Source organism: Nocardioides oceani (assembly GCF_030412965.1).
Classification (GTDB): Bacteria; Actinomycetota; Actinomycetes; order Propionibacteriales; family Nocardioidaceae; genus Nocardioides; species Nocardioides oceani.
In genome coordinates this window covers 587859-614299 of record NZ_JAUHJQ010000001.1, presented here as the reverse complement: position 1 = coordinate 614299, position 26441 = coordinate 587859, and the positions used below count along the sequence as shown (strand labels likewise).

Genomic DNA, 26441 nt, shown 5'->3' with positions numbered 1-26441 from the left:
GGACCTGGGTACCGGGCCGGGGATGGACATCGGAGGAGACGACCAGGTCGACGGGTGCGTGCGCGTCCGCGGCGCGAGCGAGCACAACCTCAAGGACGTCGACGTCGACCTCCCGCGGGACGCGATCGTGGCGTTCACCGGGGTGTCCGGCTCCGGCAAGTCCTCGCTCGCGTTCGGCACGTTGTACGCCGAGGCGCAGCGCCGCTACTTCGAGTCGGTGGCGCCGTACGCCCGGCGGCTGCTGCACCAGGTCGGCGTGCCCCACGTCGAGGAGATCACCGGGCTGCCGCCGGCGGTCGCGCTCCAGCAGCGCCGGGGAGGGACGAGCTCGCGCTCGACGGTCGGGACGATCACGACCCTGTCGAACCTGCTGCGGATCCTCTACTCCCGCGCCGGCACCTACCCCGAGGGCGCCGACCACCTGGCGGCCGAGGCGTTCAGCCCCCACACCGCCGCCGGCGCGTGCCCGCAGTGCCACGGCGTCGGCGTCACCCACGACGTGGCCGAGGACTTGCTGGTGCCGGACACCTCGCTGAGCATCCGCGAGGGCGCGATCGCCGCGTGGCCGGGCGCCTGGCAGGCGCACAACCTGCGCCGGATCGTGAAGAACCTCGGCATCGACGTCGACCGCCCCTGGCGCGAGCTGTCCGCGGAGGACCGGCACTGGCTGCTCTTCACCGACGAGCAGCCCTCGGTGCTCATCCGGCCGCAGGACAAGGACGGCGGCGGTGGCCGCGACTACATGGGCACGTTCCGCAGCGCCCGCCGGCACGTGCAGCAGACCCTCGCGAGCTCACCGAGCGAGAAGATGCGCGAGAAGATGCTGCAGTTCGTGCGCAGCGCCCCGTGCCCGACCTGCGGCGGCAGCGGGCTGCGGCCCGAGGCGCTCGCGGTGACCTTCGCCGGGATGACGATCGCGGAGGCGAACGCCACGCCGTTCACCGATCTCGTCGAGCTGCTCCGGCCCGAGGCGAAGGGCGACCCTGACGAGGCGTCGGTGCGGATCAGCGCCGACCTCGTCGCCCGGATCGAGGTCCTGCTCGGGCTGGGCCTGGGCTACCTCTCCCTCGGCCGCGGGTCGACCACGCTGTCCCCGGGCGAGGCCCAGCGGCTGCGGATCGCCACCCAGCTGCGCTCGGGCCTCTTCGGCGTCGTCTACGTCCTCGACGAGCCGTCCGCCGGGCTGCACCCCGCCGACGCCGAGCCGCTGCTCGCGGTGCTCGACCAGCTCAAGGCGGCGGGCAACACGCTGTTCGTCGTCGAGCACGACATGGACGTCGTGCGGCGCGCGGACTGGGTCGTCGACATCGGCCCCGGCGCCGGCGAGGGCGGCGGGCAGGTGCTCTACTCCGGCCCGGTCGCGGGCCTGGAGGAGGTCGAGGCGTCGCTGACCGGCGCGCACCTCTTCGGCCGGGCCGAGCGGCTCGAGCACGAGCCGCGGGAGCCGAGCGGGACGCTGCGGCTCGAGGGCGTCACCCGGCACAACCTCGACGACGTCACCGTCGACCTGCCGCTCGGCGCGTTCACCGCGGTCACCGGGCCGTCCGGGTCGGGCAAGTCCACCCTCGTCGTCCACGTCCTCGCCGAGGTCGTCCGCCGCCACCTCGGACAGCCGCCGGCGGAGCCCGAGGACGAGGACGGAGCCGCCACGGGCCCGGTCGGCGACCTCGACGTGCGGGCGACCAGCGGCCTCGAGCAGGTCGACCGCCTGGTGCTCGTCGACCAGCGGCCGATCGGCCGGACGCCGCGGTCCAACCTGGCGACGTACACGGGGCTGTTCGACGCGGTGCGCCGGCTGTACGCCGCGACGCCGGAGGCGAAGGAGCGGGGGTACGGCGCCGGGCGGTTCTCGTTCAACGTCGCCGAGGGCCGCTGCCCGACCTGCCAGGGCGAGGGGTTCGTGTCGGTGGAGCTGGTGTTCCTGCCCAGCACCTACGCGCCGTGCCCGACCTGCGGGGGCACGCGGTACGACGCCGAGACCCTCGAGGTGCTCCACCGCGGCCGCAGCATCGCCGACGTGCTGGCGATGCCGGTCGACGAGGCCGCGGAGTTCCTGGCCGACCTGCCCGCGGCCGCCCGCGGGCTGGAGGCGCTGCGCGAGGTCGGGCTGGGCTACCTGCGGCTCGGCCAGCCCGCCACCGAGCTCAGCGGCGGCGAGGCCCAGCGGATCAAGCTGGCCACCGAGCTGCAGCGGGCCAACCGCGGGCACACCCTCTACGTCCTCGACGAACCGACCGCGGGGCTGCACCCGTCGGACACCGCGCGGCTGCTGCGGCAGCTGCACCGGCTGGTCGACGCGGGCAACACGGTGGTGCTCGTCGAGCACGACCTCGACACGATCGCCACCGCCGACCACGTCGTCGACCTCGGCCCGGGCGGCGGTGACACCGGCGGCCGGGTGGTCGCGACGGGCACCCCGCGGGAGGTCGCGGCCGCCGGGGTCGGGGCGACGGCGCCGTACCTCGCGCGGCGCCTGGGCTGACCGCCCGGCGCGGTCAGTCCTCGTCGAGCCAGGCGCGGACCGACGCGTTGTGCTGGCCGAGCGTCGGCGGTGCGAGGTGCTGCTCGCGGCCGCCGGAGTAGGGGTTGTCGTCCAGGCGGATCGGCGAGCCGGGGAGCTGGATCGGGCCGAGCGTGGGGTGCTCGACGTCGAGCAGCAGGCCTTGGGACCGGGTCTGCTCCCAGGCGTAGACGTCGTCGAGGCTGCGCACCTTGCCGGCCGGCACGCCGGCGGCGTCGAGGCGGGCCAGGACGGTCTCGGCGTCGATGTCGGCGAGGTGCCCCTCGATCACCGCGGTGAGCGCGTCGCGGTTCGCGACCCGCTCGGAGTTGGTGGCGAAGCCGTCCTCGACGGGGTCGATCCCGAGCTCGCGGGCGAACGCCTGCCACAGCTTCTCCGAGCCGCACGCGATCTGCACCGGTGCGGTCCGCGAGCGGAACATGCCGTACGGCGCGATCGACGGGTGGTGCCCGCCGGCCAGGCCGGGGACCTCGCGGGCGACGGTCCACTTGGTGCCTTGGAAGGCGTGGACACCGACCATCCCGGCGAGCAGCGAGGTGTGCACGACACGGCCCCTGCCGGTGCGCTCCCGCTCGTAGAGCGCCGAGACGACGCCGTACGCGCCGTTCATGCCGGCGAGCAGGTCCGCGATCGGCACGCCGACCTTGGTCGGCTCGGCCAGCCCGGTCAGCGACATCAGCCCGCCCTCGCCCTGCGCGATCTGGTCGAACCCCGAGCGTGACGCCTCCGGCCCGTCGTGGCCGAAGCCGGTGATCTGCAGGACGACGAGGCGGGGGTTCAGCCCGTGCAGCCGGGAGACGGGGAAGCCCAGCCGGTCGAGCACGCCGACGCGGAAGTTCTCCATCAGCACGTCGGCCCGCTCGACCAGCCGGGCGAGGACCTCCTGGTCGGCCGGGTCCTTGAGGTCGAGGGTGATCGACTCCTTGTTGCGGTTCGTGGAGAGGAAGTACGTCGACTCCCGCGACGCGCCGCTCGGGTCGGTCGCGGGGTCGACGAACGGGGGTCCCCAGCCGCGGGTGTCGTCGCCCGCGGGGCTCTCGACCTTGATCACGCGGGCGCCGAGGTCGCCCAGCATCATCGCGGCGTGCGGGCCGGCCAGGGCCCGGGTCAGGTCGAGCACGAGGACGTCGTCGAGCGGCGCGGTCATGGGTCGGACGCTATCGGTGCCGTCGGCAGGAGCCGGCAGGAGCCGGTCGGGGCCGGTCAGGACCGGCAGATCGCGGTCTCGACGGTCCGGCTGACGGCGGCGACCATGTCCAGGTCGAGCGGCAGCGAGGTCACGGTGACGACCGCCCAGCGCCCGTCGGGGGTGGCCAGGTTGCGGGTCTCGAACCCCTGGATGTCGCCGCCGTGGCCCCAGCCGGTGACGCCGCAGCCCAGCTCGTGGCTCGCCAGCCCGAGGCCGTAGCGCCAGCCCGGCTCGGCGTCGAAGCCCGGCGCCCGCACGGTCCGCCGCATCTCGGCCAGCTGCTCGGCGGGCAGGAGCTCGCCGTCGAGCAGGGCGGCCATGAACCGGCCGAGGTCCCGCGGCGAGGAGACCAGCTGCCCCGCGGCCCAGCCCAGCGACGGGTCCATCCGGGTGAGGTCGTACCAGCGGCCGCCCCGCTCCTCGGCGTGGTAGCCACGCGGGTGGGTGCCGCGGATCCGCTGCTCGCCCGGGCGCGGCCAGTAGGTGTCGGCGAGGCCGAGCGGCGCGATGATCCGCTGCTCCACCAGCTCGGCCAGCGGCCGACCGGTGACCCGCTGCACGACCAGGCCGAGCAGGACGTAGTTGGTGTTGCTGTAGGCCCACCGCTTCCCCGGGGCGGAGCGGCGGCGCTCGGCCAGCGCCGCGTCGAGGAGCTCGTGCGGCTCGAAGTAGGTGTGCGCCACCTCGCGCAGCGAGCCGCCGGCCTCGATGACCAGCGAGTCGTAGTCGGGCAGGCCGCTGGTCTGCTGCAGCAGCTGGCGCACGCTGATCCGGCGGCCGTCGCCGCCGGGGCCGCGGACGAGGCCGGGGAGGTACTGCTCCACCTTCGCGTCCAGCGCGACCCGGCCCTCCGCCACGAGCTGCAGCACGAGCGTCGCAGTGAACGTCTTGGTGTTGCTCGCGATCCGCACCCGCCCGTCGCGCGGCATCGGCGCGCCGGTCCGGAGGTCGCCGGCGCCGGCACGGTAGGTGCGGACCTCGCCGTCGCTGCCACGCACGGTCGCGATGGCGCCCGGGAAGCCGTGTCGCTCCACCAGGCGGTCGACCCGGCGCTGGATGGCTGCGCGGTCGGGGGCGTCCCGGTCGGCGGCGTCCTGGGCGCTGGTCGTGGTGGTGCTCGTGGTGGTGCTCGTGGTGGTGGGCGCGGGGGCGGCCGGGGCGGCTGCAGCGGGGAGGAGCGGGAGGGTCACGGCCGCGGCGAGGGCGGCGAGGGCGGTGCGGGCGGTGCGGGCGGTGGGTCGCATGGTGGTTCTCCTCCTGGTGGGGACGGGTCGGGTGTGGGGTCGGTGTGGGTCAGGCGCGGACGAGCCGCGCGGCGACGGTCGGGACGGTCCCGGCGACGCTGACGAGGAGCGCGAGGGCGACGAGCACGACGTACGCCGTCAGGTCGAGCGCGGGCGGCGCGGCGCCGAGCAGGCCGAGCGACGTGCCGAGCAGCGCGGGGACGACCGCGAGGGTGCCGATCACGACCGCGGCCAGTGCGACGACGAAGGACTCGACGAGCGCCATGCGGACCAGCTGCGGCCGGGTCGCGCCGACCTGCCCGAGCAGCCGCAGCTCGCCGCGGCGGCCGGCGGTGGTCATCACCAGGGCGTTCCCCGCGCCGAGCAGCACGAAGGCGAGCAGGGCCAGGAGCAGCACCGTCGAGAGCCGCTGCTCGGCCGCGTCGGCGCTGGTCGCGGTGGCGACGTACGCCGCCTCGTCGGTCGCCCTCAGTCCGTCGGACCGCAGGGACCGGACGGTGGCCGCGCGGTCCGCGCTGTCGACCAGGACGGTGTCCACGGCCGGGTGGAGGTCGAGCGCGGCCGGTGTGGCGGCGCCGAGGACGTGGTCGCCGAAGCCGAGGCCGCGCTCGTAGGCCGCCACGACCCGCAGCTCGGTCGTCGGGCCGCCGGCCAGGCGCACCGCGACGGTGTCGCCGACGCCGTGGCCGGAGAGCAGCCGGGCGTCCGTGCTCACCGCGACGGTCCCGGGCTCGGCGAGCTCGTGGAGGGAGCCGTCGACCACGTCGAGGTCGTACGCCGGGTCGCCGGTGCCCGCCCCGGTGGGCAGGACCCGCAGGGCGGCCGCCTCCCAGGCGAGCGCCTCGGAGGGGACCTCGTCGTCGGTGCGCACCTGCGCCGGGACGGTCGCCAACGGCGTGGCGTGGGTGACGCCCGGGGCGGACCCGACCTGCTCCAGCGCGGCCGGGTCGAGCCCGGTCGGTGCGGTCACGACGACGTCGGCGCTGAGCCCGGCGGAGAGCTGCTGCACCGCGGCGGCGCGGACCGCTTCGCCGGTGCTCGTCTGCACGGCGCCGAGCGCGACCACCGCGGCCAGCGGGAGGACGACCGCCGTGAGCCGGCGAGCCGAGCCGCGGGTGGCGGCGAGCGCGAGGTGCACGACGGGGGAGCGGTGGTGCCGGACGGAGCCCGCGCCGAGGACCTGGCGCACGAGCACCGGTCCGGCGAGCGCCGCGGCGGCGACCAGGAGGAGGGCGGAGGTCGAGGCCGTCGCGCCGCCGATCGTGCCGGGCACGACGAGCGGCGAGCCGGCGGCGAGCAGGCCGAGCGCTCCGGTGACCCCCGCCAGCACGACCCGCACGCGGCCGACCTCGCGGGGCTCGGCGGCGGCCGTGCGCAGGGCGGCGGTGACCGGCAGCCGGAGGGTGTCGCGGGCGGCGAGCCGGCCGGCCGCGACGGCGACCGCTGCGAGGACCAGCACTGCGCCGGCCGCGGGGAGCGGCGACAGCGTGGGGGAGAAGCCCGGCGGGACGAGGGACGCGTCGACCAGCAGCGGGCTCACCCACCGGCCGGCGAGCAGGCCGACCGCGGAGCCGACCGGGCCGGCCACCGCGGAGAGCAGGAGCAGCTCGGCGGTCACCAGGCGACGTACCTGGGTGCTCGTCGCGCCGACCGCGCGGAGGACCGCCAGGTCGCGCTGCCGGGGCCGCATGGCCAGGGCGACGGTCGAGGCGAGGACGAGGACGACCACGAGGGACGCGGTGCCGAGGTACGACGACGCGAGCGCCACCAGCGCGCCGCCGTCGGGCGCGAGGGGGCCGCCGCCGGTGCCGCTCGCCGGGGCCGAGCCGGCCCGGACGCCGGACTCGACGAGCGCGCCGCCGGCGGAGAGGAGCGCGGCCGCGCAGGTGAGCGCGAGGGCGGTGCCGGCGAGGGAGCCGGGGTGCGCGGCGACGGCCGAGCGGGCGAGGCGCCACATCTCAGGCACCCGCCGCGCGCAGGACCCGGCCGGCGACCAGGTCGGTGGTGGGGTGCTCGACGCGGTCGACGAGGCGGCCGTCGGCGAGCACGAGGACCGTGTCGGCGGTCGCCGCCACCGTCGGGTCGTGCGTCACGAGCACGACGGTCTGGCCGAAGCGCTCAGCGGTCGACCGCAGCGCCGCGAGCACCTGCCGGCCCGTCGCGGAGTCCAGTGCGCCGGTCGGCTCGTCGGCGAAGACCACGTCGGGCCCGGTCACGAGCGCCCGGGCGATCGCGACCCGCTGGGCCTGCCCGCCGGACAGCTCGCTGGGTCGCCGCTGCTCGAGGCCGCCCAGCCCGAGGGCCTCGACGAGGCCGGCCTGCCGGGCGGGGTCGGGGGTGCGGCCGGCGAGGAGGAGGGGGAGCTGGACGTTCTCGACCACGTTCAGGTGGCTGACCAGGTTGTAGGCCTGGAAGACGAACCCGACGTGGTCCCTCCGGAACCGGGTGAGCGCGTCGGCCGAGAGCCCGGCGAGGTCGTGGCCGCCGACGACGACCCGGCCGCGGGTGGGGGTGTCCAGGCCGGCGGCGCAGTGGAGGAACGTCGACTTGCCCGAGCCCGACGCGCCCATCACGGCGGTGAAGGAGCCTGTCGGCAGCGCCAGGGACAGGCCGCGCAGCGCGTGCACCGGCTCGGCGCCGGGATAGGTCTTGTGGACGTCGTCCAGGACGACGGCCGTCGAGGCGGGTACCCCGGCGGGTCGGTCGGTGGGTGCGCCGGCGGGCTCGCCGGCGGCCGAGGTGGCGTGGCCGCCGGTCCGGTTCGTGGTACGGGTGAGGGTGCGCATCGTCGGCTCCTGAGGTCGTCGTGGGGATGACCACGACGCTAGGAACCTGCGACCGCCGCCACGAGCGGCGAAGGGACCAACCTGCGCGGTTCCATCTTTCGATGGAGGGAGGCCCCGGACGTGCCGGTGCCCCGCCGCCCGGTGGCTCCGGCGGGGTGTGGGGCGAGGCAACCATTGCTGAGGCTTGCCGGGTGGTGGGAGTTCGAGGTCGTGGGTGCCGCGGTGGTCGACCCGGTACGTCAGTCCGCCGGGGCTGCGCATCGTTGGTCGCGAAGCCGGACCTGTTCGGAGAGTCGGTCGGGGACCTCGTGGGCGGTGACGTCGATCCGCTCGGCGAGGTCGATGACGGGCTTGCCCGGCTCGCGGGCCACGGTCGGCTCACCGGGTTTCGACACGCTCGCTGGCGCTCGCTGCTCAACCAGCGTTCGACACGCTCGCTGGCGCTCGCTGCTCAACCAGCGTTCGACACGCTCGCTGGCGCTCGCTGCTCAACCAGCGTTCGACACGCTCGCTGGCGCTCGCTGCTCGACCAGCGGAGGCCGGCGGACCGCCACCCCGCGGCGTGCCTGCTCCCGTAGCTGCCCATCACCGCGACCGCCCGCGGTGCCGGGCCGAGCGACCGGGTAGTCGCGCGGGCGGTCAGTCGGGCAGGTCGACGAGGCGGTTCTGGTAGGCCCAGACGGCGGCCTGCAGGCGCGAGCGGACACCGAGCTTGGGGAGGATCCGGGCGAGGTGGGACTTGACCGTGGAGACCTCGAGGACGAGCTCGCGGGCGATCTCGTCGTTGGACATCCCCTGGGCGAGCAGCAGCACGATGTCGAGCTCGCGGGCGGTGAGCAGGTCGGTGCCGCGGGCGGCGGTGACCGGCTGGCTGCGACGACGGGTGAGCACCTCGCCGACGACGCGCTTGGTGAGGCTGTCGTCGAGGGTGCCGTTGCCGGCGGCGACCGACCGGACCGCACGGACGAGCACCTCCGGCTCCGCGTCCTTGAGCTGGAAGCCGGCGGCACCGGCCTCGAGGGCGCCGAAGAGGTACTCGTCGATCTCGAACGTCGTCAGCACCAGGACGGGCACCGGGTCCTCGACGCCCGGACCGGCGAGCTCGCGGGTCGCGGCGATGCCGTCGATGCCGGGCATCCGGATGTCCATGCACACGACGTCGGGGCGCAGCCGCCGGGCGACCTCGACGGCCTCGAGCCCGTCGGAGGCCGTGCCGACCACCTCGATGTCCGGCTCGGCGCCGAGCAGGGTCTGCAGGCCGGCGCGGACCAGCGCCTGGTCGTCGGCGACCACCACCCGGATCACGTCGGGCTCCCCTCGCGCGGCACCACGAGGCGCACCTGCCACCCGCCGTCGTCGGTCGGCCCGACCTCGAGGTCGGCGCCGGTGAGCTGCGCCCGCTCGCGCATGCCGACGAGGCCGAACCCACCGCCCGTCGTCGCTTCCGCGGGCGCGGTGCCGCGCCCGTTGCGGACCACGACGACGACGGCATCGCCGGCGCGGGCGTCGAGGGTGACGGTGCAGGCCGAGCCGGGCGCGTGGCGGGCGGCGTTGGCGAGCGCCTCCTGGACGACGCGGTACGCCGCCAGCTGGGCCAGCGGCCCGACCTCGGCGGCCGCGGCCTCGACGTCCCCCAGCGCCGTCGAGGTCACCGTCCGCCCGGTGGCCGCGACCTCCGCGACCAGCTCGGCGATGCCGGCCAGCGTCTCGGGCCGGGCACCGGTGGCGGCATCGCGGTCGCGCAGCAGCCCGACCAGGCTGCGCAGGTCGCGCAGCACCGACGTGCTCTGACGGCGTACCTGCCGGGCCGCCTCGCGCGCGCCCTCCGGGTCGCTCCCGACCTGGCGCTCGAGCGCGGCGGCGACGACGGCGATCCCGGACAGGTGGTGCGCGGCGATGTCGTGCAGCTCGCGGGCCATCGCGGTGCGCTCGCGGTCGACGGCGGCCTGGACGAGCGCCCGCTGCTCGCGGTCGACCGCACGCCGCTCGTCCGCCCGGGCACGCGCCCCCTCGCGCAGCGCGCGGACCCACGTCGCCACGACGAGCACCAGCGCCAGGGTGCCGACCGCCTGGACCGCGGCGAGACCGACCGCCACGAGCGGCTCGGAGCCGGTGTCGGCGGCCGCGACCGCACCGCCCGCCGTCACGAGCACCGCGACGACCGCGAGCGACGGGACGAGGGTGCCGAGCGGCCGCGTCGTGCCGGCGACGTACGCCGCGACGACGAGGGCGAGCGTGGTGGTGCTGGTGGCGTCCCGCGCACCGGCCAGCGCCGCGACCGGGCCCGCCGCCGCGACCGCGACCAGCACCGTGCGCGCTCGCAGCCGCACCCAGCACAGCGCGACCGCCTGCGCGAGCAGCACGGCCACGACGACCCACCAGGCCGCGCCGCCGGTCCGCGGCAGGCCCGAGGCGACCTCGGGACCGGCCGCGCCGGTCAGGCCCAGGGCGGCGAGGGCGACCACGGCGCAGCCGGCCGCGACGAGGATCTCGGGGCGGCCGGGGCGCTCGGCGGGGAGGTGTGGCGACGTACCCACCCCCTGCCCTCGACGCGGCCCTCGCGTGCCGGCCGAGCGTAGCGATCGGGCCCGAGCGTGCGACGCGTGTGGCGCACCTCTCAGCCACGGACCCTCCCGGACGGGGCACTGACCGCAGTGAGATATGGGCCCGTCACAGTGGGTCGTTGGCAAGCAAGCCCTGCGCTGAGCGATCAGGAGAACGGCCCGTGCAGCCTGACGGAAACGATGTGGTCCGCGACACCGCGGCGACCTACGACGCCCTGCTGGTGGGCGGCGGGATCATGTCCGCCACGCTCGCCACGCTGTTGCACCACGTCGAGCCCACCTGGCGGATCGGCATCGTCGAGCGGCTCGACGAGCTGGCCCAGGAGTCCTCCGGCCCGTGGAACAACGCGGGGACCGGTCACGCCGCGCTCTGCGAGCTGAACTACTCCCCGCAGCTGGCCGACGGCAGCGTCGACGTCAGCAAGGCGATCGACGTCAACGAGCAGTTCCAGGTCACCCGCCAGCTGTGGGCGTTCCTCGTCGAGAACGGTGCGCTGCCCGACCCGGCGACGTTCGTCCGCCCGACGCCGCACCTGTCGTTCGTGTGGGGCGCGGAGAACGTCGAGTACCTCCGTCGCCGCCACGAGGCGCTCGCCTCCCACCCGCTCTTCGCCGGCATGGAGCTCACCACCGACCCCGAGGTCATCGCCGAGTGGGCCCCGTTGCTCATGGACGGCCGCGACCGCTCCGAGCCGGTCGCGGCGACCCGCGCGGTCGGCGGCACCGACGTCGACTTCGGCTCCCTGACCCGCCGGCTGGTCACCGGCCTCGCCGACAGCGGCGCCGTCCAGCTCCTCACCGGCGTCGAGGTCCGCGGCCTGCGCCGCACCGACACCGGTTGGCACGTCACGGGGAAGGGCGGCTTCGCGGCCGACGCCCGGTTCGTCTTCGTCGGTGCCGGCGGCCAGGCGCTCACGCTCCTGCAGCGCTCGAAGATCGACGAGATCCGCGGCTTCGGCGGGTTCCCCGTCAGCGGTGAGTTCTGGCGCACCACCGACCCCGAGCTGGTCGCCCGGCACCAGGCGAAGGTCTACGGCAAGGCCGCCGTGGGCGCGCCGCCGATGTCGGTGCCGCACCTCGACACCCGCGTGGTCGACGGAGCCCCGAGCCTGATGTTCGGCCCGTACGCCGGCTTCAGCCCGCGCTTCCTCAAGCACGGCTCGCTCTTCGACCTGCTCCGCTCGGTGCGCCTGCACAACCTGCGCCCGATGCTGCAGGCCGGCTTGCGCAACCTCGGCCTGGTGGTCTACCTGGTCAAGGAGCTCCTCGCCGGACGCAACAAGCAGCTGCGCGAGCTCCAGACCTTCTTCCCCGCCGCGACCGCGGACAAGTGGGAGCGGATCACCGCCGGCCAGCGCGTCCAGGTCATCAAGGACGTCCCGGGCAAGGGTGGCGTGCTCCAGTTCGGCACCGAGGTCATCACCGCCCGCGACGGCACGATCGCCGGCCTCCTCGGCGCCTCGCCGGGCGCGTCGACCGCCGTCCCGGCAATGCTCGACGTGATGGCGCGCTGCTTTCCCGACCGGATGGAGGACTGGCGCCCCGCCCTGGAGAAGGCGATCCCGAGCTACGGCCGTCGCCTGGGCGACGACCCCGAGCTGGCCCGCAGCGTCCTCGCGCAGACGGCGTACACGCTCGACCTCGACCCCACCGCGCCGCCCGTCCGCTGACCTGCCTGCGCTGGGTCGGGTTGCGGGGCGTCTCCGGGCGCGTCGACGATCGTTCAATTGTGCGGTTGTAGCGGTGTCCCGGGGCGGAATCGGTACATTGCCGTTCAATTGAGCGATCGTGTACGCCGCCGGGGCTGAGCTCCGCTCGCCACGGCCGTGCGCGGAGAGTCAGGCCGCGGGGCCTCGGCGGGCGCCCCGGGCGCGTCGACGATCGTTCAATTGTGCGGTTGTAGCGGTGTCCCGGGGTGGAATCGGTACATTGCCGTTCAATTGAGCGATCGTGTACGCCGCCGGGGCTGAGCTCCGCCCGCCACGACAGCGACGCGCAGAGTCAGCCGGCGGGGAGGTCGATCCAGAAGACCGAGCCCCGGCCGAGCACCGAGGTCGCGCCGAGCGTCCCGCCGTCGCGCTCCGCGAGGGTGCGGGTCAGCGCCAGGCCGAGCCCGGTGCCGGGCGTCTGCTCGCCGGCGTACCGCACGAAGGGCTCGAAGACCCCGTCCAGCTGCTCGTCGTCCAGGCCCGGCCCGCTGTCGCGGACGCTGGTGCGCAGCCGGGCCTCGCCGTGCTCGCCGCGCAGCGGCTCGACGGTAACCTCGACGGTGCCGCCCGGGTGGTTGTGCACGATCGCGTTGCCGACCAGGTTGGTGAGCGCCTGCCGGAACGCCGACGGGCGGGCCCGCACGACCGCCCCGGGCGCCACGCTGTTGGTCACCGTGATCCCGGCCGGCTCGGCCGTGGCGCGGTGCCAGTGCAGGACGTCGCGCACCGCGTCGGCCACGTCGACGTCGGCGACGGTCTGGGTGTCGGCCGCCAGGCGACCCGTGCTGAGGAGGTCCTCGACGACGGCGAGCAGCTGGTCGCTCGCACGGAGGATCACCCGGCTGTCGCGGGCCACCATCTCCGCCAGCTGCCGCGCGGGCGCCGGGTCGTCCGTGCCGTTCTCCACGACGGCGTCGGCCTCGTCGGCGAGGACCTCGGTGTACGCCGTGATCGCGGCGATCGGTGTGCGCAGCTCGTGGCCGAGGGCGGCGAAGAACTGCTGCTGGCTGGCCCGTACCTGCTCGCTCAGTGCCACCGCGTCGTGCAGGGCGCGGCGCTGGTGCTCGAGGGTCATCCGGGCCGTCAGCGCGGCGTGGAGGAGCTGGAAGTCCGCGAGGTGGTCGTCGGACCACGCGCCAGGGGTGGCGCTGACGGCCGATAGCGAGCCAGCCATGGTCTGACCGACGAACTGCGCAGACGCGATGATGGCCGATCCGTTGCCACTCGCCAGCTCGCGGGCGTCCTGTGCCGCCTCCGGGGGCAGATCACGAGCGTCGGCAAGAGCAACCATCCCGTAGCGGCCGCGGCTCGACAGCCACGGCATGGTGAGGGCCGCCTCGGGCCCGGCGCCCGGCGGCGGCACGACGCGGACGGGGCCGTCCGGCAGCCGCCACTCGCGCAGCCAAGCCCGCCCGCCGAGGGCAGTCCATCCGTCGTCGTCCACGGGCGGGAAGGCCGTCCGGGCGGCTACGACCGAGTCGACCCGGGGCAACGAGAGGAGGTGCTGGCCGACGGTCTCGAAGGCGTCGTCCATCGCCGTGTCTGAGAGCAGCACCCGCATCGCCGCGCGGGAGGCCGCGGCGGTCGGTGTCGCGTCGTCGGGGATCGGCTGCAGGGCGGGGTCGCTCACGGCCGCGTCTCCGCTCCAGGGACGCGGACGCCGACTCGCGCCGGCACGGGAAACAGGCCGCGGGACTGGTCAATGGCCGCTGGGGCGGCGCTGACCAAGTCCCACCTCGCTGCGCAGCGCGCGAGGTCGGTGAGCAGGGCCAGCCCCAGCGAGCGGCCGGGGCAAGCGTGCGGACCCGCCCCGAACGGCAGCCACGCCCCAGGCCGGATGTCGTCGCGACGCCAACGGTCTGGGTCGAAGACGTCGGGCGGACTGGTCACGGTCGGCACGAGAGCCGGCAGCTGGCCGAGGAGCAGGGGGCTGACGAGCACGACCTCACCGGCCGCGAGCTCCGTATCGGCGAGGCGCGTCGCGGCGCTGGTCAGCCGAGCGGTCACCCATGTCGGTGGAGTGACCCGGATGGTCTCCCAGGCGACGTGGGCCGGGTCGTAAGGCTCGTCAGAGGCGGGGGTCGCGGCCAGGTGGACCAAGAGCCAGGCGCCCGCAGCGATCGGCACCTGGATGCCGGCGGCGAGCACCGTCGCGGTCGCGGACGGGTCCTCGACGCCGACGTCCGCGAGCAGCGCCTCGAGCGCGTTGCGGGTGCGGGTCTCGGCGCGGCGCACGCGGCTCCAGCGGGAGGGGTTCCGTGGCGAGGATATGACCGGCGCCAACGCGTCGATCCAGGCCAGCACGGCGTCGGCGACCGCGTCGCGGGCGGACTCGTCGAGGCGACCGAGCAGGGCGGCGGTCGTAGCGCGCGCGACGGGACGCCGCAGGATGAGGTCCGCGTCCAGCTCGGCCGAGGCGCCGGCGTTCGCCGCTACCTCGGCGTCGAGCGAGGCCGCGAAGACCGCCCGTCCGGCGGCTACCTGCTCGCGGGTCGTCGACGGGGTGGTCGTGTGGGACGTGCGAGGGCCGCGCGCGCCGGTCGGGCCGCCGGTGCTGCGCGGCCTTCGAACCGGCCGACGGCTGACGTCCATCGGGAAGTCGAAGTGGTCAGGATCGGCGAGCACCGCCCGCGCCTGATCGAGGGTGGTCGCGAGCCAGGGCCCGCCGGGCGCGAGGCGCAGCGGCCCGGGCGAGCCGACGGCGCGCAGAACAGCCCCGAGGCGCCCGGTGGACGCCTCGGGGCTGCGCAGCACGTCGCTGGACCTCAGTTGCGGCCGCCGCCCGGACGCCAGAGGTAGAGGCTCGACAGCTCGCGAGCGGCCAGCTTGGCAGCGCGGCGCTGCCGGATCTTCGTCATCATGATGGGTGTCCCTCCCGTTGCGGTGCAGCGGACGCGGGCGCGGCCGCCGGCCGGCCCGTGGCTCCCACCGGGCCGACAAGGCAAAAGATACCCACCCGGGCATGTGTCGCGCAGCAGTTCAGGCGCGGGGTTCGGTGCTCTCGACGAGCTGCACGAGCTGCGCCTTGCGCAGCGGCTTGGCGATGTAGTCGTCGACGCCGAGCTCGTCCAGCGCGCCCCGTCGTTCGCCGCCCCAGGCACTGACCACGACGACGCGCAGCCCCTGGCCGTGCTCGGGGTTGTCGCGCAGCCAGCGCACGACGTCCTCGCCCGTCATCCGCGGCATGCTGAGGTCGAGCAGCATGACGTCGTACGTCGCCGCCTGGAGGGCCTCGACGGCCTCGACCCCGTCGGCGGCCTCGTCGGCGTGGTGACCGAGCTGCTGGACCATGCGCGCGGTGACCCAACGGATGTCCTCGGTGTCCTCGACGACGAGGAAGCGGAGGGGTCGTGCGGGAGGGTCGTCCACCCGCCTGACGCTACTCCCCGGCACGGTCGGCTGCTCCCCCGAGGTCGGCCGCGAGACCGGCCTGACCTGCGCCGACGCCCTCACCGGCGCGGACGGTCGTCCGGACCGGTCCAGTCCGGCGTAGAAGGCCAGGTGGCGGCGCGCGGCGGCGGACCAGGTGTAGGAGCGGGCGAGGTCCCGCCCGGCCCCGGCGTCGGGGGGAGCGGCGAGGACGCCGTCGAGCGCGGCGGCGATCGAGAGCGGGTCGCGGCCGTAGGCCACGGCGTCGCCGAGGACCTCGCGCAGCACCGGCAGGTCGCGCGCGACGACGGGCACGCCGGCCGCGAGCGCCTCCATCGCAGCGAGCCCGAACCCCTCCTTGGTCGAGACCATGGCCAGCGCCGAGGCCTGGGCCACGAGGGCCGGGAGCGCGTCCTCCTCGACCGTGCCGAGGACGACGGGCTCGACCCCGAGCGCGGCCGCGCGGGCGTCGAAGGCGGCCCGGTAGTCGCGGTAGTCGAACAGCGTCTCGCCGCCGCCGATCACCAGCCGCAGCGACGGGCAGCGCGTCCGCAGCGCGGCGTACGCCTCGAGCAGGTCGATGCTGCCCTTGCGCGGCTCGATCCCGCCGAGCGCGAGGACGTAGTCCCCGAGCCGGTCGCCCCACGCCGCACGCCGCACGGCGTCGCGCGCGCCGGCCTCGAACCGCGCCGCGTCCACGCCGTTGGGGATCACGGTCGGCTCGAGGCCCCACCCCTCCCGGACCTCGGCGGCGACGGAGGCGGACACGCAGATCCGGGCGGTCGGCTCCACGACCGCGCGCTCGTGGCACGCCGCGAGCTCGGGCGTGGTGAAGACGTCGAGGTGGTGGATGGTGCGCACGCACGGCAGGGCGGCGTTGGCGCTGATGCAGTCCTGCGCGTGCACGACGTCGTACGCCGCGTGGTCGAACGCCGCGCGGAGCGTGTCGATGGAGCGCACGATCCGGGCGCCGACGGTCTCGTCGTCCCGCGCCTCGAACGGCACGGCCCGCACGCCCACACCGGGGGCGACCGGCCGGAAGAACGTCGTGTCCCCGCCGCGGGCCAGCGTCCACACGTCGACCTCGGTGCCGAGCTCCGCGAGCGCCTCGGCCAGCGCGAGGGTGTGCACGACCCCGCCGCGAGGGCGGGTGGAGTAGGTGAGCAGCGCGACCCTCATCGGGTCGCCCGGGGGGCGTCGTGCCGGCCGTAGGCGGCGGGGGAGATCTCGGCGAGGTGGTGGAGGATCCGCCGCGACCGGGCGACCTCGGCGGCGACGTCGACCTCGGCGACCGCGAGCCCGCCCTTCGAGGACGTCCGCGCGAGCACGTCACCGCCCGGGCCGACGACCTTGGCCTGCCCGAGGAACCGCAGCCCGCCCATGACGCCGGTCTGGTTGGAGGAGACCCAGACGACCTGGTTCTCGGCGGCGCGGGCGGCGTCGTAGAGGTCGAAGAGCCGCGACTGCCGGTCCTGCGGCAGCCGGGAGGCGCGGTCGGTCACCGACGCCGGCCACGCGGACAGGCAGGCCAGCACGGTGGCCCCGTCGAGGGCGAGCGCCCGGGCGGCCTCGGGGAACGTCTTGTCGTAGTCGATGAGCATGCCGAGCCGCCCGACCGGGGTGTCGAACGCGGAGAACGAGTCGCCGGCGGCGTACACCAGCGACTCGCCGGCGGGCTGGTGGACCTTGCGGTGCCGGCCCAGGACGCCGTCGCCGCTGACGCACAGGGCGGAGTTGTAGAGCCGGTCCACGCCGTCGGCGACGACCTCCTCGGCGTACCCGAAGCACACGACCATCGGCCCGGCCAGGGCGACCACGCGACGTACCTCCCAGGAGTCCTCGGCCAGCCCGGGCGGCAGCGTGGCCGGGTCGGGGTGGCGCAGGTCGGAGAGGTAGCCGCCGAGGGTGGCGTCGGGCAGCACGAGCAGGTCGACCCCGGCGGCCCGCGCGTCGGCGACGATGCCCTCGACCTTCGCGAGCGCCCGGCCGAGGTCGCGCCCGAAGTGGGCGGCCACGGCACCGATCCGCGTCACGGCCTCACCCGGCCACCGCGGTGCGCAGCGACGAGGTGATCGCGCCGGCCACGTGCTCGGCGTCGCGGGCGATGCCGTGGAAGCGGCCGGAGCCCCAGGTGTGCAGCCAGGGCAGGCCCAGGAAGAACAGCCCCGGCGCCGAGGTGACCCCGCGGGTGTGGGTCGGACGCCCGGAGCCGTCGAAGACGCCGACCTCCGCCCAGCGGTAGTCGGGCCGGTAGCCGATCGCCCACACCACCGACGTCACGCCCTCGGCGCCGAGGTCGAGGGAGGTCGGCTCGGCCGGTGGCTCCCAGACCGGCTCGTACGTCGACGGCGGCGGCGCGTCGATGCCGCGCGCCTCGATCCAGCGGTCGATGTCGCGGCAGATGGAGGTGTAGACCGCGTCGGCGTGGTCCAGCGCCGAGGCCAGCGTCGGCCGGAACGTGACCGTCGACCGGGCGCCGTCGGGTGACAGCCCGTCGAGCAGCCCGTAGAGCCGCATCCCCTCGCGGGCGAACGCGCGCAGGTCGATGTCGCGGCCGCCGTCGCGGCCCGTGACGTAGTGGTTGGTCTTCTCGCGGGCGGCGAGGCCGCCGGGGTACTGCGCGACGGCGGTGTCGTAGAGCCCCATGTCGGCCAGCCAGGTCATGCAGTCGCGGCCGCGGTAGGTCCGCGCGACCCGTGGCGCGTCGCCGAGCGCGAGGTGGACCTGCCGACCCGCGAGGTGCAGGTCCTCGGCGATCTGGGCGCCGGACTGCCCCGAGCCGACGACGAGCACGGCGCCGTCGGGCAGCTGCTCGGGGTTGCGGTAGTGCGCGGAGTGCAGCTGGGTCACCGACGGGTCGAGCGCCGGCGCCCACGGCGGGACGATCGGCAGGTGGTAGCCGCCGGTCGCGACCACGACTGCGTCGGCCTCCCACGTCTCGGGCCCGTCCGGGCCGGTCGCGTCGAGGACGTAGCCACCTTCGGCGCGCGGGGCGAGGCGGGTGACACGGGTGTGCTCGCGCAGCGGCGGGCCGAAGGTCGGGGCATAGCCCGCGAGCCACGCGACCACCTCGTCGCGGGTCATGAACCCGTCGGGGTCGGGGCCGTCGTACGCGTAGCCGGGCAGGCGGCAGTGCCAGTTCGGGGTGACCAGCGTGAAGGTGTCCCAGCGGCTGTCGGCCCACTCGTGCGCGGCGGTCGCGGCCTCGAGGACGACGTGGTCGACGCCGTCGCGGGTGAGGTACCAGCTGGTCGAGAGCCCGGCCTGTCCGCCGCCGACGACCGCGACCGAGGTGCGGTGGGTGGTCATCGGCCCTCCCCGGGGAGCGGCGGCTGCAGGGCGAGCACCTCGACGAGGTCGTCGGGGGCGTGAGCGGCGGCGGAGCGCTCGATCTGCGCGACGGTCGCGGCGGCCGAGGTGCAGGCGAAGCCGAACTTCTCCCGCACCCGCTCGCTCGCGACGGCCATCGCGGTCGTCGAGCGGGCGGTGAAGTCGCGCACGGAGTACGTCGTACCGGCGGCGAGGTGGTCGTGGACGACGAGGGAGGGGGAGTAGCACTCCTCCACCCGGCCGTCGGGCCAGCGCACGGTGAAGGTCATCTCAGGCACGGGCGGCCTCCAGTGCGTCGTAGGTCTCCGGGCGGCGGTCGCGCAGGTGGAACATCGCGCGGCGGGCGGTGTCGAGCTCCGCGGCCAGGTCGACCTCGGCCACGGCCATCCCGGCCCCCGTGCCGGTCTCGGCGCGTACGTCGCCGCCCGGGCCGACGACCTTGGCGTTGCCGACGAAGCGCAGCGAGCCGAAGGTGCCGGTCTGGTTGGCCGAGACCCAGACGACCTGGTTCTCCAGCGCGCGGGCCCGGTCGAAGAGGTCGAACCGGTGCCGCCAGCGGTCCTCGGCGACGTCGCCGGCGGTGGCCGTCCGCGAGGCCGGCCAGGCGGAGATGCAGGTGACCACCTCGGCGCCGTCGAGCGCCAGTGCGCGGGCCGACTCCGGGAACGCCTTGTCGTAGCAGATCAGCGTGCCGAGCCGGCCGACCGGTGTGTCCACCGCGCGGAACCGGTCGCCGGCGAGGTAGTGCAGGTCCTCCCCGAGCGGCTGGTGGACCTTGCGGTGCACGTGCAGGACGCCGTCGCCGGTCACCACGGCCGCGGAGTTGTAGCGGTCGGGCCCGTCGAGCTCGCAGAAGCCGACGACCAGCGTCATGTCCCGCGCCAGCGCGGAGACGCGGCGCAGCTCGGGACCGTCGACGTCCATCGCCGGCGGCAGCGACTCGGGGGCCTCGTCGTGCGAGCCGTCCCGGCCGCGGCCGAGCACGGACAGGTAGCCGCCGAGGCAGGCCTCGGGCAGGGCGAGGAGGGAGACGCCGCGCTCGCGGGCGGCGGCGACGTGGTGGGCGATCGCGGCGAGGTTGTCCTCGACGTCGCGGCCGAAGCTGCCGGCGACGGCCGCCAGGGTGGTGGTGGTCATGCTGCTCCCAGTCCGGTCACGGGCGAGTCGATCGCCTCGGTCACGACACCGTCGGGCCAGCGCAGGCCGACCCCGGTGCCGTCGGTCAGCTCCCCGCAGGTCCGCGAGACGACGAAGCCGGGCAGCGCCGCGTCGGCGGCCGCTGCCGCCGTCGTCGCCTCGGTCGTCACCATCGCGAAGCCGGGGAAGCAGGTCAGCCAGTCGGCGGTGCGCGCCGCCGCAGGTGCGGGCACGGCGGCCACGTCGAGCACGGCGCGGCAGCCGCTCGCCTCGGCGAGCATCCCGGTCGTGCCGACGAGCCCGCTCATGCTGACGTCCTTGGCAGCCGACGGGTCGAGCGCGGGCACGACGCCGGCGAGCGCCCGCAGCTCGGCCGGCGTGCGGTGCGAGGAGGAGTCCCACTGCGCGCCGGTGTAGCCGGGCCGCCAGCCGCCGCCGAGGTCGGCGGTCACCCGGACCGCCTGCCCGGGCCGACCGCCGCCGCCGGGGACCGGGCGGGTAGTCCGCCCCAGGGCGGTGACCGACAGCGCCGCCGGCACGCCCAGCTGGGTGTGGCCGCCCAGCACCGGGACCCCCCAGGCCTGCGAGGCGTCGGCGAGGCCGCGCAGCACCCGGCGGGCGAAGGAGGCGTCCCGGGCCCCGACCGCGTCGAGCAGCGCCACCGGGGTCGCCCCCATCGCGCTGAGGTCGTTGAGGTTCACGAGCGCTGCGCACCAGCCGGCCCACTCGGGGTCGCGCTCGACCATCGAGGGGAGGATCGCGTCGCAGGCGGCGACCACGTCGGTGCCCGGCACCGGCGCCCCGTCGTCGCCGAGCCAGCCGGCGCCGCTGTCGACGAGACCGTCGAGCAGCCCGCCGAGGGCGGACTTCGTCGCGTCGGCCAGCCGCTGGACCCGCGCGATCGGCCAGTCCACGACGACGTGGGGGTGGCCGTGCAGGTGGACCCGCTCGCGGGAGACCCAGCCGAGCCGGCGGAACAGCCGCTCGTTCTGGGCCTGGACGGTCGCGTCGAAGCGCAGCGCGCCGAGGTCCTCCGCCGCCGCGCACGCCGCCCGGACGAGGGCGGCGCCCACGCCGAGCAGCAGCCGCGCGCCGGGCGCGACCACGAGGCGGCTGCCGCGCCACCAGCCCAGGTCCCGGTCGCGGGTGGCCGGGTGGTGCGCCGGGTGCAGGCGCACCCCGCCGAGCACCTCGCCGTCGGCGGCGCGGGCCACCAGCACGACCGTGCGGGGGTCGTCGTCGACCTCGTCGCGGTCGGTGCCGGGGAACAGGCCCTGCTCGGCGACGAAGACCTCCCTCCGCAGGAGGTGGTACGCCGCCAGGTCGGCCGCGTCGGCGCGGACGACCACGAACGCGTCGAGGCTCGGGGTGACCCGCGGGGCGCCGGTCAGCACCACGTCGGAGGCGGTCACGGCGCTCATCCGGCGGCCTGCCCGCACGCGCCCGGCCCGGGGATCGTGCCGTCCATCGAGCCCCGGTCCATCGAGCCCCCGTCCATGGAGCCCAGCGCGGAGCAGGCCCCGCACGCGGCGCAGCCCGCGGCCTGGCCGGCCCCGGTCATGCCCGCCTCGCGCAGCAGCTCCGCGACACGGGACGTGACGTCGTACACGAGCTCGTGCGGCGGGGCGGGGACGCCGTCGACGTCGGTCGCGAGCGTGCCGGCCAGCGGCCGGAACGGCACCACGAAGGGGTAGACGCCCATCGCGACCAGCTCCGCGCAGCCCGCGACCAGCTCGTCGGGGTCCTCGCCGAGGCCGACCAGGACGTACGTCGACACCTGGTTCCAGCCGAAGACGCGGACCGCCTCGGCCCAGGCGGCGCGGTACTCCGCCATCGGCACCGAGCCCTTGCCGGGCATCCACCGGCGCCGCACCTCGTCGTCCAGCGACTCGACGTGGATGCCGATGGAGCGGGCGCCGGCGTCGTACAGCTCCTGGATCGTGGCCAGGTCGCCCGGCGGCTCGCACTGCACCTGGATCGGGAGGTCCGGCAGCACCGCCCGGACCGCGCGGACGCACCGGGCCAGGTGCGTGGCGCCGCGGTCGCGGCCGGTGGAGGTGCCGGTGGTCATCACCATCTGGGTGATGCCGTCGAGGTCGTGCGCCGCCCGGGCGACCTCGGCCAGCTGGGCCGGGGTCTTCACCGCGACGGTGGAGCCCTGCGTGAGGGACTCCTCGATGGCGCAGAAGCGGCAGCGCTCGGACTCGTCGTACCGCGCGCAGGTCTGCACCACCGTCGTCGCGAGCACCCGGTCGGAGTGCAGGCGCGCGATCTTCTCGTAGGGGACGCCGTCGGCCGTGGTCAGGTCGTAGAACCGCGGGCGGGCCACGGCCTCGACGCCGAGCCCGGTGTCGGCGCCGTCGAGCAGCAGCTTGCCGCCGCTGACGGAGTAGGGGCTGCGGGGGTTGAGGGGGACGGCCGCGCCGACACCGTCCAGCAGCACGTGTCCGTCGTCGCTGGGCCCCGCTCCCGCACGGCGGGAGACGGGGGCGTCGAGCAGCCGGATGCCGCGGATCGCGACATCGACGCGGGTGTTCGGTGCGGGCGCGGCCATCGGTCGGCCCTCAGAGGTTGTAGACGGAGTTGATGATGGCGCCCTTGTTGGCGAAGTGGATGACGCAGTCCTGCACGTCCAGCGGGTGGCAGGGCACGACGCCCTCGATGAGGTCCTCCTCGCGGCAGCCGTGCAGCGCCATGCCGAAGCGGCAGCAGAAGACGGTGCCGCCCTCGGCGATGAAGGTCTTGATCGAGTCGTTCATGTTCTGGTTGCCCGGGAACGCCACGTCGCCGGTGGTCGGGAAACCGCGGGTGTCCATGCAGGCCAGCGCGCCGGGGCCGTAGAAGTAGAGGACCGACTCGAAGCCCTTGCGCAGCGCGCGGGTCGCCTGGAGCACCGCGACGAAGCTGACCGAGGACTCGTGGGGGATGCCGTGGACCAGCGTGAGGTAGCTCTGCCCCTCGCTGGCCTGGTAGTCGGGGAAGATCTTGGTCGAGCCGTAGAGGTTGGTCCCCTTGGCCTGGGAGGGGTGCGGGATCTCCTGCACCGACTTCTGGATGTTGGCCATGATCTCGTCGTCGAACGCGGGCATCGGTTCTCCTGGTGCTCGGTGGGCATGGGTGGTGGGGTGCTGCTCGTGGTGCGGTCTCTCAGCCGTAGAGGGCCTCGAAGTTCTCGGTGAAGAAGGCGTCGGCGAGCGCGCCGTCCCCGGCGGCCGCGGCGAGGCGCGCGTGCTCGCCGGCGAAGTCGCCCCAGGGCGTGTCGGTCGCGAAGAGCACCCGGTCGTGGCCGGTGCCGCGCCGCTCGACCTCGCGGGCCAGCCAGGCCGGGGCGAAGCCGATCGCCCAGGAGGTGTCGGTGTAGACCTGCTTGCCGGCCTCGATCCAGTCGAAGAACCGGCCGCCGATGAGCTTGAGGTGGCCCGACATCCCGCCGCCCAGGTGGACCAGGTGGATCCGGGTGTCGTCGCCGTACCGCTCGACGAGCCGGCCGACCTGGTCCACGTCGCTCGCGGCGCCCGGGCTGGTGTGGACGTGGACGACCAGCCCGAGCTCGGCGGCCGTCGTGAAGACCCGGTCCAGCTGCTCGGCGCAGTCGGGGTCGGTGGGCGAGCCGCCGAGCAGGAAGCTGGTCTTCAGCGCCGCGACGCCGCTCTCGCGGGCCAGCGCCAGCGCCTCGTCGTTGCGGGCGGCGTCGGAGGCCTTCGGGGAGACCCACAGGCCGCAGCGGACCCGCTCGTCGGCCTCGGCCGCCTCCAGCGCGAGGTGGTTCAGGCCGAACGCGACGTCCGGGTCCGGCACGCCGTAGTTCGGCAGCACCAGCGCCCGCTCCACGCCCTCCGCGTCGAGGTCGCGCAGCAGCTCGGCGACCGTCGCCCGGGCGGTGGTGTCCGGGCTGATCGGCGGGCCGCCGTAGAAGCCGTACGCCGGCAGCACGCCGATGTGGCGGTGGGCGTCGTGGGGCTTCTTCGGCATGCCGAGGAGCCTCGGGCGCCGGCGTTTCGGACTGGTTTCGCGCGGAACACGGTTCGCGACCCGGTACGTAAGTTCGCTGTTACCCGGTCCCCACCCGCCCCGTCCCGGCGACTCGACCCGCCAGGGATGACTACTCGGCGGGCGGGGTGGTGGGCGTGGAGCGGCCCCAGCCGGCGGTGCGGGTGAGCTGGTCGAGGAGCGGCTGCACCCGGTAGGGGACCGGCGTGGCCACGGTGAAGGTGGAGGTGGTCTTGCGGACGCCGTCGATGTCGACGATGGAGGCGGTCAGCCGCTGGAGCTCCTCGAGCGAGCCGATCGCGACCTGGGCGAGGAGGTCCTCGCGGCCGGCCTGGATCCGGACCTCGAGCACCTCCGGCAGCGCGCGCAGGCCCTCGACGATCGCGCCCATGACGCGCTGGTCGATCTCGAGGGTGATCGTCGCCCGGACACCGAGGCCGACCCGGGTCAGGTCGACGACCGGCTGGAAGCCCAGCAGGATGCCCTCGGCCTCCAGCCGGCGCATCCGCAGCTGCACGGTCGTGCGGCTCACGCCGAGCGCGGAGGCGAGCTCCGCGACGCCGACCCGGGCGTTCTCGGTGAGCCGCGCGAGGATCTCGACGTCGAGGCGGTCGAGCGGAGCGCTGGTTGGCATGGTGACCACTTCCGTCGTGCTGATCGGTGCCGAGATAGGCGGAATAAACACTAGTACGCCGCCGGTTTGACCAGCCTGCGCCGCACTCGCACGCTGAACGCTCCACATCGCCACCCCGAGGGAGCCGCCATGACGACGGAGCCGACCGCCAGCGCCGAGCCCGCCTGGGAGCGGCTGAGCGTCGTCTTCGACCCGGGTTGCGAGGCGCCCCTGCTCCTCGTCGCCTCGCTGATGGCCAGGCGTGCGGTCGAGGTGCGCTCGGCGTCGCTGGCCGAGGACGACGCGGGCCGGCTGCGCTTCGAGGCGCTGGTGCGCGGGCGCGACCGCCGCGTCCGGTCCGTGGTGTGCGCGCTGGAGTCCCGGATGGGCGTGCTCGACGCGGTCGTCGTGCCCGAGGAGCGGCCGGAGGGGCCGGCGGCCCGCCGGGAGGCGCGCCACGCGACGTACCGGCGGGACGGCGACCTTGTCGGCGCCGACAGGGCCTGGGGGCGATAGTCGTGCGGATCGACCAACACGGCTCGGGGGGCGGCTCCTAGCGTCGCGGAGGTGACCACCTCACTGACCGACGTGCAGCGGCGCCTCGACGACGAGATGCCCGCGCTCCTGGCGAAGCACGACGTCCCAGGCGCTGCCTGGGCCGTCCTCAAGGACGGGGAGGTCGTCGACGGCGCGACCGGCCTGCTCAGCACGGCGACGGGTGTCGAGGCGACGGTCGACTCGGTCTTCCAGATCGGCTCGATCACCAAGCTGTGGACCAGCACCCTGGTCATGCAGCTGGTCGACGAGGGCCTGCTCGACCTCGACGTCCCGGTCCAGCGCTACCTCCCGACGCTGCGCCTGCGCGACGCCGACGCCGCGGCGTCCATCACCACGCGCCAGCTGCTGACCCACACCGCCGGCTTCGAGGGCGACATCTTCACCGACACCGGCCCGGGCGACGACGCGATCGAGAAGTACGTCGAGGTCCTCGCCGACGTGCCGCAGCTGTTCCCGCCGGGCGAGCAGTTCTCCTACAACAACGCCGGCTACTGCCTGCTCGGTCGCCTCGTCGAGGTGCTGCGCGAGAAGACGTACGACGCGTGCCTGCGCGAGCACCTCTTCGCCCCGCTCGGGCTGACGCACGCGGCGACCAACGCCTACGAGGCGATCCTGTTCCGCGCGGCCGTCGGCCACGTGCAGCCCGAGCCCGGCGCGGCGTACGAGCCGGCCCCGATGTGGGCGATGGCCCGGTCCAACGCCCCGGCCGGCACGATGCTCGCGATGCGGCCGCGCGACCTGGTGGCCTTCGCCCGGATGCACCTGGAGGACGGCCGCTCGGCCACCGGCGAGCAGGTGCTCGCGCCGGGCACCGCGGCCGCGATGCAGGCCCGCGCCGTGGAGCTGCCCTACACCGGGATCATGGGCTCCTCGTGGGGCCTGGGCTTCGAGCGCTTCGACATGCCCGACGGCGACGTCGTCGGCCACGACGGCAACACGATCGGGCAGAGCTCGTTCCTGCGGATGGTGCCCGAGGCGGGCCTCGCGATCGCGCTGCTGACCAACGGCGGTGACGTCTTCGCGCTCTACCACGACGTCGTCGGGCGGCTGCTGCCCGAGCTGAGCGGCACGCGCATCCCCGAGCTGCCGACCCCGCCGCTCGAGCGCGAGCCGGTGGACGCCGGCCGGTTCGTCGGTACGTACTCCGCGGAGGTCCTCGACCTCGTCGTCCGCCAGGACGAGGAGCAGCGGATCTGGCTGGACACGATCTACAAGGGCGTCTTCGCCGACATGCCGCCGGAGGACCCGACCGAGCTCGTCGCGTTCGGGCCCGACAGCCTCATCCCGCTCCGACCGGACCGCGGCATGCACATGCCCCACAACTTCCTCGGCGACGACGGCTCCGGCCGCGCGCGCTACCTCCACCTCGGCCGCGCCTTCCAGCGCGCCTGACCAGCACCGACCTCACCAAGCACCGACTCCGACCCGACC

General features: G+C 75.2%; 23 protein-coding genes. 4 read left to right on the top strand and 19 right to left on the bottom strand.

Features of this window, described 5'->3' with window-relative positions:
- Positions 1-22: 22 nt before the first annotated feature.
- Positions 23-2482, top strand: coding sequence for an excinuclease ABC subunit UvrA (gene uvrA, locus QWY28_RS02955; protein ID WP_300950808.1), 2460 nt, complete (start codon positions 23-25; stop codon positions 2480-2482).
- A gap of 13 nt (positions 2483-2495) precedes the next feature.
- Here uvrA and QWY28_RS02950 read toward each other — a convergent pair whose 3' ends face one another.
- From QWY28_RS02950 to QWY28_RS02920, 7 genes are all read right to left on the bottom strand, one after another.
- Positions 2496-3668, bottom strand: a complete 1173-nt coding sequence (locus QWY28_RS02950; protein ID WP_300950807.1) for a CaiB/BaiF CoA transferase family protein — start codon at positions 3666-3668, stop codon at positions 2496-2498.
- Between the two features lie 56 nt (positions 3669-3724).
- Positions 3725-4954, bottom strand: a complete 1230-nt coding sequence (locus QWY28_RS02945) for a serine hydrolase domain-containing protein (protein WP_300950806.1) — start codon at positions 4952-4954, stop codon at positions 3725-3727.
- Between the two features lie 49 nt (positions 4955-5003).
- Positions 5004-6911, bottom strand: coding sequence for an FtsX-like permease family protein (locus QWY28_RS02940; RefSeq protein WP_300951302.1), 1908 nt, complete (start codon positions 6909-6911; stop codon positions 5004-5006).
- A 1-nt stretch (position 6912) separates the two neighbouring features.
- Complete coding sequence (locus QWY28_RS02935) at positions 6913-7740, bottom strand: ABC transporter ATP-binding protein (RefSeq protein ID WP_300950805.1); 828 nt, start codon at positions 7738-7740, stop codon at positions 6913-6915.
- Positions 7741-7979: 239 nt separating this feature from the next.
- Positions 7980-8135, bottom strand: a complete 156-nt coding sequence (locus QWY28_RS02930) for a hypothetical protein (RefSeq protein WP_300950804.1) — start codon at positions 8133-8135, stop codon at positions 7980-7982.
- A gap of 244 nt (positions 8136-8379) precedes the next feature.
- Positions 8380-9045 carry a response regulator gene (locus tag QWY28_RS02925; protein ID WP_300950803.1) on the bottom strand — a complete coding sequence of 222 codons (666 nt, stop codon included), beginning with the start codon at positions 9043-9045 and terminating at the stop codon, positions 8380-8382.
- On the bottom strand, positions 9042-10277 hold the full coding sequence (locus QWY28_RS02920) for a sensor histidine kinase (protein WP_300950802.1): 1236 nt from the start codon (positions 10275-10277) through the stop codon (positions 9042-9044). The genes QWY28_RS02925 and QWY28_RS02920 overlap by 4 nt, the downstream gene beginning before the upstream one ends.
- A 188-nt stretch (positions 10278-10465) precedes the next feature.
- On the opposite strand from QWY28_RS02920, the gene mqo reads away from it, so the two are divergent.
- Positions 10466-11974: a malate dehydrogenase (quinone) gene (gene mqo / locus QWY28_RS02915; RefSeq protein WP_300950801.1), complete on the top strand. Its 1509-nt coding sequence runs from the start codon at positions 10466-10468 to the stop codon at positions 11972-11974.
- A 331-nt stretch (positions 11975-12305) separates the two neighbouring features.
- Here mqo and QWY28_RS02910 read toward each other — a convergent pair whose 3' ends face one another.
- The 12 genes from QWY28_RS02910 to QWY28_RS02855 all read right to left on the bottom strand — a co-directional run bounded on the left by QWY28_RS02910 (position 12306) and on the right by QWY28_RS02855 (position 24473).
- Positions 12306-13643 carry a sensor histidine kinase gene (locus tag QWY28_RS02910; RefSeq protein ID WP_300950800.1) on the bottom strand — a complete coding sequence of 446 codons (1338 nt, stop codon included), beginning with the start codon at positions 13641-13643 and terminating at the stop codon, positions 12306-12308.
- Positions 13640-14767 carry a cytochrome P450 gene (locus QWY28_RS02905; RefSeq protein WP_300950799.1) on the bottom strand — a complete coding sequence of 376 codons (1128 nt, stop codon included), beginning with the start codon at positions 14765-14767 and terminating at the stop codon, positions 13640-13642. Before QWY28_RS02905 ends, QWY28_RS02910 begins: the two co-directional genes overlap by 4 nt.
- A 225-nt stretch (positions 14768-14992) precedes the next feature.
- Positions 14993-16561 carry an MSMEG_0565 family glycosyltransferase gene (locus tag QWY28_RS02900; RefSeq protein WP_300950798.1) on the bottom strand — a complete coding sequence of 523 codons (1569 nt, stop codon included), beginning with the start codon at positions 16559-16561 and terminating at the stop codon, positions 14993-14995.
- Positions 16558-17415 carry a carbon-nitrogen hydrolase family protein gene (locus QWY28_RS02895; RefSeq protein ID WP_300950797.1) on the bottom strand — a complete coding sequence of 286 codons (858 nt, stop codon included), beginning with the start codon at positions 17413-17415 and terminating at the stop codon, positions 16558-16560. Before QWY28_RS02895 ends, QWY28_RS02900 begins: the two co-directional genes overlap by 4 nt.
- A gap of 4 nt (positions 17416-17419) precedes the next feature.
- Positions 17420-18691 carry an MSMEG_0569 family flavin-dependent oxidoreductase gene (locus tag QWY28_RS02890; protein WP_300950796.1) on the bottom strand — a complete coding sequence of 424 codons (1272 nt, stop codon included), beginning with the start codon at positions 18689-18691 and terminating at the stop codon, positions 17420-17422.
- On the bottom strand, positions 18688-18981 hold the full coding sequence (locus QWY28_RS02885; protein ID WP_300951301.1) for an MSMEG_0570 family nitrogen starvation response protein: 294 nt from the start codon (positions 18979-18981) through the stop codon (positions 18688-18690). Before QWY28_RS02885 ends, QWY28_RS02890 begins: the two co-directional genes overlap by 4 nt.
- A gap of 1 nt (position 18982) precedes the next feature.
- Complete coding sequence (locus tag QWY28_RS02880) at positions 18983-19849, bottom strand: carbon-nitrogen hydrolase family protein (protein WP_300950795.1); 867 nt, start codon at positions 19847-19849, stop codon at positions 18983-18985.
- Positions 19846-21270, bottom strand: a complete 1425-nt coding sequence (locus tag QWY28_RS02875; RefSeq protein WP_300950794.1) for an MSMEG_0567/sll0787 family protein — start codon at positions 21268-21270, stop codon at positions 19846-19848. Before QWY28_RS02875 ends, QWY28_RS02880 begins: the two co-directional genes overlap by 4 nt.
- Complete coding sequence (locus QWY28_RS02870; protein ID WP_300950793.1) at positions 21267-22403, bottom strand: MSMEG_0568 family radical SAM protein; 1137 nt, start codon at positions 22401-22403, stop codon at positions 21267-21269. Before QWY28_RS02870 ends, QWY28_RS02875 begins: the two co-directional genes overlap by 4 nt.
- Positions 22404-22413: 10 nt before the next feature.
- Positions 22414-22938, bottom strand: a complete 525-nt coding sequence (locus QWY28_RS02865) for an MSMEG_0572/Sll0783 family nitrogen starvation response protein (RefSeq protein WP_300950792.1) — start codon at positions 22936-22938, stop codon at positions 22414-22416.
- A gap of 58 nt (positions 22939-22996) precedes the next feature.
- A complete protein-coding gene (locus QWY28_RS02860; RefSeq protein WP_300950791.1) occupies positions 22997-23821 on the bottom strand; it encodes an amidohydrolase family protein in 825 nt (274 codons plus the stop codon).
- A gap of 130 nt (positions 23822-23951) precedes the next feature.
- Positions 23952-24473, bottom strand: coding sequence for an Lrp/AsnC family transcriptional regulator (locus QWY28_RS02855; protein WP_300950790.1), 522 nt, complete (start codon positions 24471-24473; stop codon positions 23952-23954).
- Positions 24474-24602: 129 nt separating this feature from the next.
- Between QWY28_RS02855 and QWY28_RS02850 the strand changes: the two genes are divergently transcribed.
- Positions 24603-24968, top strand: a complete 366-nt coding sequence (locus tag QWY28_RS02850; protein ID WP_300950789.1) for a hypothetical protein — start codon at positions 24603-24605, stop codon at positions 24966-24968.
- A 51-nt stretch (positions 24969-25019) separates the two neighbouring features.
- Positions 25020-26402: a serine hydrolase domain-containing protein gene (locus QWY28_RS02845; RefSeq protein ID WP_300950788.1), complete on the top strand. Its 1383-nt coding sequence runs from the start codon at positions 25020-25022 to the stop codon at positions 26400-26402.
- Positions 26403-26441: the final 39 nt, after the last annotated feature.